The sequence below is a fragment of the Okeania hirsuta genome, from assembly GCF_003838195.1.
Classification (GTDB): Bacteria; Cyanobacteriota; Cyanobacteriia; order Cyanobacteriales; family Microcoleaceae; genus Okeania; species Okeania hirsuta.
In genome coordinates, this window is record NZ_RCBY01000070.1 from 1 (window position 1) to 13,153 (window position 13,153).

Genomic DNA, 13,153 nt, shown 5'->3' on the forward strand with positions numbered 1-13,153 from the left:
AACCAATTCTCATCCACAATGGGACATCTCCATCATTCGTACAAATTAAATCCATCATAAATTGTTTTAGATCGGGTCGTTTATCTCTCGAATATCCAGAGGTAATTTTAATAGTTTTTGGTTCTATATCTTCCGTGGATTCATCCTCATATGTGTGATCATCTCCATGAACATGAAATGATGTAGAATCTAGGTGGACTGTGCTTATCTCTAGCTGATAACTTTTCACTGCTTCTAACACCACAGACATGAAAATCTGATTTAATCCTCTGTGATACAGTTGGTCTAATACCCGACCTAATTTATCATCATTAAAATACTCTGTTTTTACCCCTTTGCCAATTAAATGTTCTATAGCTTTTCCATCAAAAAATTTACTAAATAAATATAGTGGGGATGAAACTAATCCTAACCCATTTAAGAGCATTCCTTTAACTACTTAACCCCCTGTTATTTTTTCTGGTAACTGAACTCCCGCGTAGTCGATTAATTTTCTGTTCTATGCCAATCTCGTCAATAATTCCTGCTACCAAACCTAGATGGTCTACATTAGTTACTTCTATTGACATTTTCTCCTCTTTTTGATCTTCACTTAATTATCTAGAATTAGAGCTGATTGATCAAGTAAAGATTAAGGCGCTGAATCACTTGCTATACTTAGGTTTGAGGAGTTATTATCAAGTATTACCCTAATTGCTAAAAACTAGGTAATATCAGACTTTTAGCTAAGTTTACAAATCAGCTCTTACAGTTTGAGGTTTTTTTTTCTTAAGTCTAAATACTTACTCAAGTTTGACCATCTTTGCATACTACATTTTGTCGTGCGGAATGTGGGCTAAAACTAAGTAAGGAGGTAAAGATTGTTCCGAAAAATCTGATTTTAATCTTAAAAGTAGGGGAATAAGGCAGCATTTTTCAATCTTTTTCCTGTGTTATTACCTCTATTCCACTCCCGACTCGTAACTCAAAAACTTAATCGTAGGCAAAAATACCAAATAGCTTCTATGAAATAGAGGGGAGATGGAAGCATTTTTCTACCTTTTTTCTATTTCTGAATTTCTTTACTTTTGAGGACTGAGTTCTGAGGAGGGCAGCCAAAAGCACATACCCCGTGCAAATATACCATAAGGGTTCTATAGAGGTCTTCCATAGTTACTAAAATTAAGGTACTATAGTAGTCTGTCTATAATTATCTATACAATAACTTTCATGGCTGTACCAAAGAAGAGAACTTCCAAGTCTAAGACAAATATGCGAAAAGCTCAGTGGAAGCGTAAAGCAAGACTGGAGGCACAGAAGGCGCTATCTTTAGGGAAATCAGTTCTTACTCAACGTTCCCACAGTTTTGTATATCCAAGTGCTGAGGAAGAAGAGGAAGAAAATTAATCTATCAGAGAATTGGGAAAAATAATGTCCAATTCTCAAAATATTTTAACCATTAGACTAATTTATCCTAGCAACTGGCAAAATGAACATCGCATCACCAAAAGAATAAAAGCGATATTTTTTGGCAATCGCCTCCTGGTATAAGCTAAAAAGGCGTTTTCTCCCAATCATTGCACTTACAAGCATCAGCAGACTGGAGCGTGGTAGGTGAAAATTAGTGATTAGACCTTCTACTATTTGCCACTTGTAGCCTGGATAAATAAATATATTGGTATAACCAGAAAATGGTGAGATAGAAAGCTGTTCATTACTATTGTTCTGATTAGCTAGCGCTGCTCCCTCAAGAGCTCTAACTACTGTTGTTCCTACTGCAATTATACGTCCACCTTGGGATTTTGTTTGATTAATTTTGTCTACAACTGATGGTGAAACCTCTATCCATTCGTAGTGCATATCATGCTTCGTGATGTCTTCAGTCTCAACTGGCCGAAATGTACCAAGACCAACGTGTAGTGTGATGAAAGCTAGTCTAATATTTTTTTGTTCTAGTTTCTCTAGTAATTCATCAGTAAAATGTAAACCAGCAGTAGGTGCAGCTACTGCACCTAAAATAGTACCATATACAGTTTGATATTGTTCTGTGAGAGCCTGTGAATCTGTCACATAAGGCGGAAATGGCACATGACCAAATTGGTCTAATAAATTGATTAACGAAATTCCTTGAGGTAAGTTAAACTGTAAAAATCGCCCACCAGTTTCTCTATCTGTTGATAATACTGTTGCCTGTAACTTATAATTACAGTTAGATGAATTAGGTATAAATTCAATTGTTGTACCATTGCTAAAACGTTTACCAGGCTTGACTAAAGCCAGCCAACAATCATTTTCCACTGGTTTGAGCAACAATATTTCTACCCGAGCACCAGTAGTTTTGTGGCCATAAAGCCTCCCAGGAATAACGCGAGTATTATTTAAAACTAGTAAGTCTCCTGATTCGAGTAAATCTGGTAAATCTCTAAAAATACAATTATGATGTGTAAGTGAATCTACAACCATTAAATGAGAACTATCCCTGGGGACAATGGGGTTTTGAGCAATTAGCTCTTGGGGCAGTTCATAGTCATAAGCATCAATAGACCAATCTACCTCAGTCATATTAGTGATATATAACTCGTAATTGGGTAAAATCCCCCAGATAAATTAGGGTAGTTTTCCCCTAGTGATATGCTACACATTAAGAGAAAATATAGAGTATATAAGTACAGAATTAATTTTCAGAGTGTAGAGCAGATGTATCTGTAGTGAAAAATAACAGATTGATCGTCTAGTTCAAAACTCTAGACATTCTAGAACATAAACCTAAATTATTAACTAGGAAGCGGCAATATCCGCCCCGCTCCCTACAACCGTTTTTCATTACCTTTAATTTTTCCTCTGTAGTAGCAAAAGATTTAGAGGTTAAACCGAGGGAAAAGCAGTAGTTTTCAGCGGTAATAGTTAGATTGAGATGGAATACCTTTACTTTATAGCAAATACTAGCCTCTGCCTGAGAGTAGTTGAATACCTATGCATTACTCATCAACTACCGCTTCAATTTATGACTGTGATTCATCAAATTGATGGTTGGGTAGTAAAAATCAAAATGAGTCACTACTTAACTCCTCAACAACATGGGGATTTTAGGGCTTTTATGAATGAATTAGGAATACCTTATCAGCCTGATATCCGTATCAGAATGGCATTGTGGAGTCTAGAAACTGGACAATCACCTTTAAGTGTGATGAGACGGTATCAGGTAGCAATAGTATCTCATGGCCAGCCCAATCAGGAGGAAATAGAATCATTCCGTACCCAATTTGTCAAGGGTTTAGGGTATTGTCCCGAAACTTTAGGTTGAGCTATAGTTTTACTCTTACTTTAATTTGTACCTGTACTTGTACTTGTACATTAATCATATTAGTACCGGTACAACAAGAGTAAGACACACTTAATTTATTCTTTATAATTTAACTTACTTTTCTAATTTGCACAGCATTCTACAGTTGAGAGCCTTTTGGTCATAAGGAATAGAAGTAATTTGCATTAAAATTGGTTTCTCATTCCAGCCTACAAAAATATCAAAGGAAGAAGAAAGCTAGGCGGTTTTAACCCTTGGATGAAAAATGAGTCACGGAATTGATTCTGTAGTCTGATAGTCCTTTTTTTAAATTAAAGTTTAGCCTATGGATGTTCCAGACTTTTGCTTAGTGCTTCTGGTGGCATAGGCAAATTATTGAATACCTCGCATTGCTGAAAAGAGGGATGAATTTTGGAAGTAGGGAAAATATATAATGATTGTATGATCTATGTTCTATCTGGATATGAAGCAAACAGAGATTTAGTACCTATAACCCTACTGACTACTAAAAATCATACTGTTATTCAACAACGCCTAATACCTGATTAACTCTAAACGAGTTTAATCCAGGTCAGAGGCAGATATAAAGGCAGAAGGGATATAATTTTGTAAGACAAGTTGATAACCTGCTAATTCTAAAGAATGTCCCACCTTAATAGTTAACTTAGATAGTTGATCCTGTAATGATAGAAATTTTGATTGAGGATAATCTTTTTGAGTATAATTACACTTGACTAAAGCTACATCGAATCTACAAGAACAATCTGCTAATTCTGGGCGATCGCTTAAAAATATTTCTGCAGTTTGCCATGATTTTGCTTGTTTTGCTTCTGTAACTGCGAGTAAACCATTTTTATCCCAGTTACCCCGACTACGAGTTTTGACCTCCACAAATATCAGAATTGGAAATTTTTGAGCTTGGTTATCTTCCAAAGGAGAAGTTTTTAGGGCAATAATATCTAACTCTCCCCAGCGACATTGCCACCGTCGATGGAGTATTTGCCAACCTTCTTGAGTTAACCATTTTGCCACTAAATCTTCTCCCAAGAGACCTCTGTCAATTTTTGAGGAAGAAGCAGATTGCCTAGTTGACATCCTCCCGACGCTGCTCTACGAGACAGGGCGAGATTCCTCCTTCATCGTTGATAGGGGCTTTCTGTTTCCTCCTCCGGAGGAGCTGCGCTAACATAGCACCCGCCTTCCGGGATTTACTCCCTTCAGGTCTTACAGTCGCTCCACAGATTGAAACTGCGAGTCCCGCAGCCTTCTTGGTGGGTGTTCCCTTGCGTCTATCGCCGACGCGGGTTTCCATCCGCAAAATATTTATACTTGCCTTAACATCGCGGTCATGGTGAGTGCCACACTCAAGACAATCCCACTCCCTGATATTTAGAGGCAATTTCTCAACCACATGACCACAATTAGAGCAGCGTTTGGAACTGGGAAAATATCTGTCAATCTTGATTAACTTTCGGCCATACCAATCAGCTTTGTACTCTAATTGCCTGACTAATTCTCCCCAGTTAGCATCACTATCCCCCCCTCTTGCTCCTCTCCTGGGAGGGGATAGGAGTGGGTTGTGGTTCTTGACCATGTTTTTAACTGCCAAATCCTCAACCACTATCGTTTGATTTTCACGAATCAGTTGTAGGGGAACCGTCAGATTGGCGACGTATGTTAGCTTGTGAGTATAGTCAAGCCTTGAATCTTTTATTTTTCCGTGTATTCTAGCTACTTTTAATTTGGCCTTTTGATAGTTACTTGAGCCTTTACTCTTACGCGAGAGTGACTTTTGAGCTAACCTCAGTTTTTTGTGTAACTTGTTAAGATTCTTTGGGTTAGTTACTTTTTCCCCATTAGTAGTTAAGAGACTGGTGATTCCTAAGTCAATACCTAAGAGTTTTTTGACTGCCTTGAGTTTTAAATCTGTGGTGTCATTAATTCTCAAAGAGACAGACCATCTACCACTAGAGTCCAGTTTGACTGTTATTGTGGTAGGTAAACTATCATTAGGTAGTTGCCTAGTCCACCTAATAGGTAATGGTTCTACACATTTGGCTAGATATACTTGACCATCTTTCCACTTAAATGCTGACTTTGTGAATTCAGCACTACCACCATTTCGTTTTTTCTTAAAGTTAGGATATTTAGCACCTCCACTAAAAAAGTTAGTGTTTGCGTAGGATTCCGTAGAAAAAGCAGTCTGTAGATGTCTCAAACCTTGTTGTAACGGTACACCGTTAACTTCTGTTAGAAAATCTAAATCTTCCTGTTTTTTCCAACAAGTAAGCATAGCTGAAGTTTGTTTGTAGCTCAGTCGTTGTTGCAGTTCATACCAAGCTTGAGTTCTAGCAGCTAAAGCTTTGTTGTAGACCAAGCGTACACAACCGAAAGTTCTCCGCAACAAGTTTTCCTGTTCTGGAGTCGGGTAAAACCTAAATTTATACGCTTTTTCAACCATCTACTGTTAGCCAAGTAATTTTTAAAGTCTAACATATTGTGTGTGAGATATCAATATTGATTGGTTTTCGCGAAGGAAGCTCCCACAGGCCGGAGAGCGCGGCTCTCCAACCAACGTTGTGATCAAGAAAAGCTCATTTTGGTTTATTCTTCTTATTATGGTTATGGACTGCCTGGAGTAAATTAGACAGAAGTAGTATGAATTTTAGACAACAAAAAACTTCCCAAATTTTAGTCAGCTTCGTCTTTTCACTAATAGTATATCTCATTACTATTGGGGCAATAACTGCCTTAATATTTACTAACCCAACACTCACTCTAGCTGATGAGTATAACAAGCAAATATTAGTGGGTGTTGATTTTTCTGGTCGAGACTTAACTAATGATTCATTTACTAAATCTATTCTGCGTAAAAGTGACTTCAGTAACTCAAATTTAACTGGTGTTAGTTTGTTTGGCGCTCATTTAGAAGGAGCTAATTTAGTAGGAGCTAATCTGAGTTACTCTACTTTGGATAATGCAATTTTTAACAAAGCAAATTTGACTAATGCTATTTTAGAGGGTGCTTTTGCTTTTCATACTCAATTCCGTGGTGCAATTATTGATGGAGCAGATTTTACAGATGCTTTTTTACGAGCAGATACTCAAAAGGAGCTATGTAAAATAGCTCAAGGTACGAATCCTATTACAGGTAATGACACAAAGGATACACTCTTTTGTGATTAATTTTATTGGCTTGATTTGAAGTAATAAGGTAGAGGGAATGAGCAGAAGTAAAAGTGAAGTACATTTATTTCGATCTTCCCTTTTTTATTTTCAATATATGGGAGTAAATCCTATTTTTGATTGGTATTTTATTAGATAGATAACCACACAATAATTCAATAGTTGTAGTAAAAAAGATTAGATAGGGTGTGTGACAGTATGCTTACCATTTATGGAATTACGGTCGGTTTTACACTTGACCATGTGCTGGAGGATAGTGCGTTATTTCACACGCTTCGTACCCTATGTTTTTGATATTTATCTGACAAACACTGTATAAGTTACACCGTTAATCTCATCAATTAATGCTTTAGTATAGCCCTAGGAATATGAGAAAATTTATTGATTTTTAGACCTATTATTCCTTGTTATTTCTTGTATCTTGTATAGCAGAAGTAAGAAGGAATAATTTTGTGTTATCTGAGTTTTATAGCCATCGAAGCCAAGATTATGACATTTCTAAATTATCTAACTCAATTATAGATTATTTTTGATTTTTGTCTTGCCCATAGCGCTATAAGACTATCAAATTATTTAATATTAATTAAACTTATACTTAATTAATTAACATATTTATAATTTAAACTAATTTTGACAAAAAAAGTTGAAATGAGCTATCGAAAGCCAAATTTTAGCGAAAAATCGCAATTTTGCGCCTGTATGAGCAACCTTTTCATAAACGCTACAAGTCTTGATATGCAATAAATACAGAGTTTTTGCTTCTCAGCCAATTTTGATGTATATTGATAACAAATTATTCGCTCTGCGTAGGTGCTTATTAAAATGAATCATGTTTTTATTAATTATTCATAGTATAGCAGTCGAAGCAAAGGGCACGGACGTTAAGCGAAGCGAACAGCATCATCAACTCTCCATAGGAAAATCTTTTATTGTTCCTTTTGACTTTCTGACTCAGTTTTTAATGGGAAACCATTGACATCCTCCCGAAATTGCGCTTACGCTACAACGCGGGATTTCTTAACATCAATAACTTTTTGTCTTAAGTCGTAGCTATAAGGAGCAGGCATAATCTTTCCTAGATAATTTTTCTCTATTAGACATCTCCAGAAAAGAGAGAATAAGGAATAGGGAGAAGTAATTGATAACTTACGGATAAGAATTGATTTTATTTTTTTTTGGAGAAGTCTATGATGTCCGCGCTCTTTGCTTTGACTGCTATAAGCTTTTAATATGTCCGTGCATTTCCTTCAATTGCTATAAAATCAAAACATTATTTTGTACAGCTTCACATCAAATTGGTATCAGGAATTTTGGCGTTGGTGAATCAAGCGATGAAACCTAAATTTAGCGAAATATAAAATGCTTTTCAGTTAATAGTTAGACAATTGCCATTAAAGCACAATCATAGCCACGTATTACCAACGCTTGATTTTTTTAGTTAGCTAATTCCCCTAAAGGTACTTGTATTAAATCATAGATAGTGGTGCTTCTTAATCTCTCCAGTTCCTGAATCCACTCTGATTCAGAATAGAATTTTTCTTGATACTTTTTAGCCAATTCAAAGTCTGTCGATAAATCAGTTTTTTGCCACATACTTAAAACGGTGCTACGACGTTTTCTACACATAATTAATTCAATAGTTGCTATTGTAGAACGGATTTCTAAAGGCGCTCTAAGAAGATTTTTCTTTGCCTTTTCATCTAAATGAAAAAGATGCTCTACTTCTGATAGTTTATCTGGAGCATCTAAACAACTATCTTGCAATTTTGAAATTAAATCATCTGAGTCAGTAATTTGATATTCAGACATATTTTCTACATCAATAATTTGTTTCCACAAAAATCGATTGTGAGACAAACTAAACTGTAAATCTCTAGCCTCCATTGCATCTTTCACATCTTGACGATATTTCGGACAATGTAAATAAATACGCAGTAATAAATATTCTGCTTCTTCTAATAAACCACGCTCTCGAGGTGGAGATAAAACTTTTTGTGAAGTATTATTTTTCCCTTTAGTAGAATTTCTACTATTTTGTCGATAATATTTTAACTGTTTTGCTACTAGCAATGGTACTGATAACAACTCATCCTCGCCTAAGAGCTTTTTCCAATGAGTAACAACTTGGTTCAACAAATTTTCAGTAAGTAATGAAACTCTACGAGAATCTCCTTGACTCAAAATATCTGCACAATATTGAAGATAATAAGTAAGCTGATTATCGTTAGTTATTTTCGTTAAAATTTTAATTATTTGTTGAGTTGCTTGACCATACTCATCTGCCAAACTCAAATTTTTATTTGCTGCAATATTTTGAATTTGCCAGTCAATCCATAGTGGAGAATTAACTAATAATTCCTGATACCTTTCAGAAGAATAATTTTGCAAATATTCATCAGCATCTTTCCCATCAGGAATATTCAATATTCGTAGTTGAACTTCCCCTTTATAAGCAAGATTTTCTATTTCTACAATTGCCCGGTTAGTAGCTTGAATACCTGCTCGGTCAGCATCAAAATTTAAGATAATTTGTTTAGACTCTGTATAACGTAAAAGTTGTTTAATTTGAATAGAACTTAATGCCGTACCTAGAGAAGCAACAACATTATTAATTCCCGCAGCATGGAGAGCAATTGCATCAAAATATCCTTCCACAACCACAGCTTTATCCAGTTTTGAAATAGCAGTTTTTGCCTTATCCAAACAAAATAAAGTTTTACCCTTATCAAATAATTCAGTTTCAGGAGAATTCAAATATTTAGGTTGTTCATCACTCAAAGTTCTCCCACCAAAACCAATAACTCTACCTTGCGCATCATTAATAGGAATCATCAAGCGATCGCGAAATCTATCGTAATAACTATTACCTGATTTTCTAGGTAAAATTAATCCTGCTTTCTCCACTAACTCTACAGGAAAACCTTTTTGTTCCACCAAATAACCATAAATAGTTTCCCAACCATTAGGAGCATAACCCAGTTGAAATTTTTGAATAGTTTCTTCTGTAATTTGACGTGAAAATTTTAAGTACTCTAAAGCAATTTTTCCCTGTGATTGTCTCAAAGCGTGTTGATAAAAACTATTAGCCATTGCCAAGATTTCATAAAGTTGTTCCCGCAGAGAAATTTGACGTTGAAACTCTTGTCTATTTTCTGGTGATTCCGTTTTAATTTGTATTTGATAACGTCTGGCTAAATCTAACACTACATCACTAAAAGAAGACTTACCAACTTCCATCAGAAATTTCAAAGCATTACCACCTGCACCACAGCCAAAACAGTAGTACATTTGTTTGCTGGTACTAACAGTAAAGCTAGGAGTTTTTTCTTCATGGAAAGGGCATAATCCTACATAATCTTTACCTCGCTTTTTTAAGACAATATGCTCTGAGATAACATCATAAATGTCAGCTCTTTCCTTCACTTCTGTAATAGTATCTTGATGAAAACGAAAATTATTCATAAATTCATTAAATAATTGATTGTCAATGATTTTGAGGATTTTTTATCTGTAACCTGTTTGGCATTTACACTCTGATAATGCCATTGCCTTTTCTATTCTTAAAATACTCTTCTATGAAGTCATAAAATTCTCATCCATAATTCTGATTTTATCTAGTTGAAAGATATATAGCCATCCTAGATAGAAGATAAATATTAGCTACAGAGCAAGATAAGTAACTCTCTGTATTTAGATAACTAAAATTTGTTCAAAACCTATTATATGACAACTATAGTATTTCCATTTTAGACGTAAACATAGATGATGATTTTTGACTACAAAAAATTTTATCTATCAATCATCTTCCCCTATCCTTTGTTCTCTCTTAAATGTAAATTCTATATATCTTTCATATATATCTCAGTTCTATTCTGCCTAGCAAAAATTTACAACTTAAATAGAACTACTGGAAAGAAGACCTTTTGCAAAAGTCAATATTAAATCTTTTTTCCTTTCGTCCTTTTACCTTCTATTGCTCCTGCTCCCTGTCACTTATGTGGCGAAGTCTACAGTTGAGAAAAAGAGACAAATTGTTTTACCATATAAATCTATCCAATATCATCTGGAAATCAGCCACGGCTCTCAGTCCAATCTCAGTCCAATTATTATTGTGGACAAGTGGTAGAAAATATATCTGAATATTTTGGATGATTAAAATCAGTTCAATTTTGATTTGAATTTACATTTGCAACAATTATTGACAGTTGTTAATAATTGTAAGTATTCAGAATAAAAAATATAAATATTAAATTAAAAAAAATTGGTTTCAAGCTAGATCAAAAAATATCTAGCAATTTACGAGGAAATGGGTAAACAGTGTTCAAACGCATAAGGCAGGATTTAAAAAACGACCTAATTGCAGGCTTACTGGTAGTCATACCATTAGCTACAACAATTTGGTTGACCATAACTATTGCTCGGTGGGTAATAGATTTTTTGACAAAGATACCCAAGCAAATCAACCCCTTCGATGGTTTACACCCAGCTTTAGTGGGCCTACTAAATTTCTTAGTAGGACTAGCAGTACCATTGCTAAGTATTCTAGTGATTGGGTTAATGGCTAGAAACATTGCTGGAAGATGGTTATTAGATGTAGGCGAGCGAATACTACAAGCTATTCCATTTGCAGGGTCAGTCTACGGCACTCTCAAACAAATCTTAGAAACTCTACTCAAGGATTCTAACGAAAAATTTCGCCGTGTGGTACTTGTAGAATATCCACGTCAGGGAGTTTGGACTATAGCTTTTGTCACTGGTACGATTAGTAGTCAAATTAAATCTCATCTAGGAGACTCAATGCTAAGTCTTTTCATTCCAACGACTCCTAACCCTACATCTGGTTGGTATGCCATAGTGCCAGAAAAAGATGTGCTTAACGTTTCAATGTCAGTGGAAGATGCGTTTAAAGTTCTCATATCAGGTGGAATAGTAACTCCAAATCAATCAGTACGTCCAGAAAAAAATTCAAATGATCAACTCAAACCTCTACTTTTAGATAGAGAAGACTATCAAAAATTTTCCACTGAAGAGGATTGAACGAGTTATATTGAAAAAGGCAGAAAGCAGAAGCGGTGCGACCCCGCGTCGGCGTCAGACGCAAGGGAATGCTGACCAAGATAGGGAATGGGCACCAATAGAGGCAAAAGGTAGAAGGTTTAATTGCATGGGGATAGTCAATGACTGGCCACTCTGTGTCTGATAACCCCGAACAATTTTCAGTACCCCTGTTGACGATGGGATATTAAACCTGCCACTTAAAAGATAAAAGATGATCAAAAATTATGAACAAAGCTCCTCGCTCCACAGCTCGTGAACTAGCTCTGCTTGGTCTAAGTCAATTACCAACAAATTCAGGCAGTCTAGAAAAAAAGCAACTTCAAGAAGTCATACTAGCAGCAGTTAGGACTCTCAGAGCTGAAGTCCAAGATATTTTAGAAACTGCTGCGGCAGAATTACAGAGAGGGAGCGATCGCCTCCTTAATAGTCAAATTAGTGCTAGTGATGTTCAAAGTGCAAGTTCGATGGTCCACGAAGCAGTGGAGTTAGGCCAAACAGCAATTAATCGTATTGGCACTGCTGTGGAGTTACCAGAACTAATTCAACTAACTAATCAATTAGAAGTTCGCAAGTACGCTTTAGAAATTTTGACAAAGGTGAATGACAATAAAGAAGAAATTGATAATTTATTGAGAGAATCAATAGTAGATTGGCAAATAGAACGTTTGCCTAGAATAGATATAGATATTCTCAGAATTGCAGTGACAGAAATGATGTTTATTGGCATTCAAGAACAAGTGGCAATTAATGAAGCTGTAAAATTAGCCAAGCGTTACAGTAGTGAAGATGGATATAGATTTATTAATGGGGTATTGCGAAGAGTGCTACATAAAATTAATTTAGCTTGAAGAGTTATAAGTCTAAAGTAAAAATCAAAATTAAGGTCTTTGTTGTGAATAGAAGTAACTAATGTAGACCATCTAGGTTTGGTAGCAGGAATTATTGACGAGATTGGCATAGAACAGAAAATTAATCGACTACTTAGATTAAGAATCAGAAACTTGAGGTAAAAACAGGTAGAGGGCCAAAATAATCAACGATTGAATCATAGTGTAGAATTAACCACTTGGCAATGATTAAGATGCGATCAAACTCCGTTCCGCTTCGCGTTGGCGGAGCCTAGCGGCAGCTATATCGCGAAGCGTGATAGAGAAACTTTGGCAATTTTTGGAGATGTCTATTGGTAAGTTCCGGCAACTGATGATTTGCGTTGGCGGAGCCTAGCGGCAGCTATATCGCTTCTTAAACCATACTATCAGTCTAAATACTTACTCAACTTTTACCATCTTTGTATACTACATTTTGTCGTGCGGAATGTGGGTTGAAAATTATCAACATTTTTATTTTATGAGGCTCCTGAAAAAAAATCGCGCGTCAAAGGATTTTCGGTTGCATCCTCACAAAAATTGTGATATGTATATACAATGAGTTATTCTGTTTGCCTATACGCATGACTTTTTATTCAACTAAAAAAATGTATAGTCAGCGTGATAGAACTCAGTGTAAAAGATAGCAAATGGTTTCTATATAATTAGTGTATTGTCATTATTTTTGTTACCTACAGCAGTGGGAGGAATATGCCCCTGTTCCAGGAGTCCCTTGTTCTTGTATACCATTAAGCGAGGA

The 13,153-nt window shown here is 35.7% G+C and carries 11 protein-coding genes and 1 pseudogene; 6 read left to right on the forward strand and 6 right to left on the reverse strand.

Going from position 1 to position 13,153, the window contains the following annotated elements; all coding sequences use genetic code 11:
• Both D5R40_RS13745 and D5R40_RS41030 read right to left on the reverse strand, forming a co-directional pair.
• Positions 1–427: IS1634 family transposase (locus tag D5R40_RS13745; protein ID WP_124146742.1), on the reverse strand; the 427-nt coding region annotated here is incomplete at its 3' end.
• 4 nt (positions 428–431) lie between these two features.
• Positions 432–569, reverse strand: a complete 138-nt coding sequence (locus tag D5R40_RS41030; protein ID WP_124146741.1) for a DUF4277 domain-containing protein — start codon at positions 567–569, stop codon at positions 432–434.
• A 640-nt stretch (positions 570–1,209) separates the two neighbouring features.
• Between D5R40_RS41030 and rpmF the strand changes: the two genes are divergently transcribed.
• Positions 1,210–1,386 carry a 50S ribosomal protein L32 gene (gene rpmF, locus D5R40_RS13755; RefSeq protein ID WP_124146740.1) on the forward strand — a complete coding sequence of 59 codons (177 nt, stop codon included), beginning with the start codon at positions 1,210–1,212 and terminating at the stop codon, positions 1,384–1,386.
• A 57-nt stretch (positions 1,387–1,443) separates the two neighbouring features.
• Here rpmF and queA read toward each other — a convergent pair whose 3' ends face one another.
• Positions 1,444–2,541 (reverse strand): tRNA preQ1(34) S-adenosylmethionine ribosyltransferase-isomerase QueA, encoded by a 1,098-nt coding sequence (queA, locus tag D5R40_RS13760; protein ID WP_124146739.1) that lies wholly within the window; start codon positions 2,539–2,541, stop codon positions 1,444–1,446.
• Between the two features lie 352 nt (positions 2,542–2,893).
• On the opposite strand from queA, the gene D5R40_RS13765 reads away from it, so the two are divergent.
• Positions 2,894–3,283: a hypothetical protein gene (locus D5R40_RS13765; RefSeq protein WP_124146738.1), complete on the forward strand. Its 390-nt coding sequence runs from the start codon at positions 2,894–2,896 to the stop codon at positions 3,281–3,283.
• Between the two features lie 561 nt (positions 3,284–3,844).
• On the opposite strand, the gene D5R40_RS13770 is transcribed toward D5R40_RS13765, so the two are convergent.
• Together D5R40_RS13770 and D5R40_RS13775 are read right to left on the reverse strand one after the other, a co-directional pair.
• Entirely contained in the window at positions 3,845–4,378 is a 534-nt protein-coding gene (locus D5R40_RS13770; protein ID WP_124146737.1) for a YraN family protein, read from the reverse strand.
• On the reverse strand, positions 4,368–5,744 hold the full coding sequence (locus D5R40_RS13775; protein ID WP_240039131.1) for an RNA-guided endonuclease InsQ/TnpB family protein: 1,377 nt from the start codon (positions 5,742–5,744) through the stop codon (positions 4,368–4,370). Before D5R40_RS13775 ends, D5R40_RS13770 begins: the two co-directional genes overlap by 11 nt.
• Positions 5,745–5,941: 197 nt before the next feature.
• Here D5R40_RS13775 and D5R40_RS13780 point away from each other — a divergent pair, with 197 nt between their 5' ends.
• Entirely contained in the window at positions 5,942–6,469 is a 528-nt protein-coding gene (locus D5R40_RS13780) for a pentapeptide repeat-containing protein (RefSeq protein WP_124146736.1), read from the forward strand.
• 1,434 nt (positions 6,470–7,903) lie between these two features.
• Here the strand turns inward: D5R40_RS13780 and dnaG are convergent.
• On the reverse strand, positions 7,904–9,931 hold the full coding sequence (gene dnaG, locus D5R40_RS13785) for a DNA primase (protein ID WP_124146735.1): 2,028 nt from the start codon (positions 9,929–9,931) through the stop codon (positions 7,904–7,906).
• Positions 9,932–10,786: 855 nt separating this feature from the next.
• Here dnaG and D5R40_RS13790 point away from each other — a divergent pair.
• From D5R40_RS13790 to D5R40_RS42625, 3 genes and pseudogenes are all read left to right on the forward strand, one after another.
• Entirely contained in the window at positions 10,787–11,506 is a 720-nt protein-coding gene (locus D5R40_RS13790) for a DUF502 domain-containing protein (protein WP_124146734.1), read from the forward strand.
• A 245-nt stretch (positions 11,507–11,751) separates the two neighbouring features.
• Complete coding sequence (nusB, locus tag D5R40_RS13795; RefSeq protein ID WP_124146733.1) at positions 11,752–12,375, forward strand: transcription antitermination factor NusB; 624 nt, start codon at positions 11,752–11,754, stop codon at positions 12,373–12,375.
• A 48-nt stretch (positions 12,376–12,423) separates the two neighbouring features.
• Positions 12,424–12,501: pseudogene (locus D5R40_RS42625) on the forward strand (DUF4277 domain-containing protein); the annotation flags it as partial.
• Between the last annotated feature and the right edge of the window lie 652 nt (positions 12,502–13,153).

What these genes read in the sequence shown, in the direction of transcription:
- D5R40_RS41030 (WP_124146741.1), bottom strand. Translation starts at nt 569, where the DNA reads ATGTCAATAGAAGTAACTAATGTAGACCATCTAGGTTTGGTAGCAGGA.
- rpmF (WP_124146740.1), top strand. Translation starts at nt 1,210, where the DNA reads ATGGCTGTACCAAAGAAGAGAACTTCCAAGTCTAAGACAAATATGCGA.
- queA (WP_124146739.1), bottom strand. Translation starts at nt 2,541, where the DNA reads ATGACTGAGGTAGATTGGTCTATTGATGCTTATGACTATGAACTGCCC.
- D5R40_RS13765 (WP_124146738.1), top strand. Translation starts at nt 2,894, where the DNA reads ATGGAATACCTTTACTTTATAGCAAATACTAGCCTCTGCCTGAGAGTA.
- D5R40_RS13770 (WP_124146737.1), bottom strand. Translation starts at nt 4,378, where the DNA reads ATGTCAACTAGGCAATCTGCTTCTTCCTCAAAAATTGACAGAGGTCTC.
- D5R40_RS13775 (WP_240039131.1), bottom strand. Translation starts at nt 5,744, where the DNA reads ATGGTTGAAAAAGCGTATAAATTTAGGTTTTACCCGACTCCAGAACAG.
- D5R40_RS13780 (WP_124146736.1), top strand. Translation starts at nt 5,942, where the DNA reads ATGAATTTTAGACAACAAAAAACTTCCCAAATTTTAGTCAGCTTCGTC.
- dnaG (WP_124146735.1), bottom strand. Translation starts at nt 9,931, where the DNA reads ATGAATAATTTTCGTTTTCATCAAGATACTATTACAGAAGTGAAGGAA.
- nusB (WP_124146733.1), top strand. Translation starts at nt 11,752, where the DNA reads ATGAACAAAGCTCCTCGCTCCACAGCTCGTGAACTAGCTCTGCTTGGT.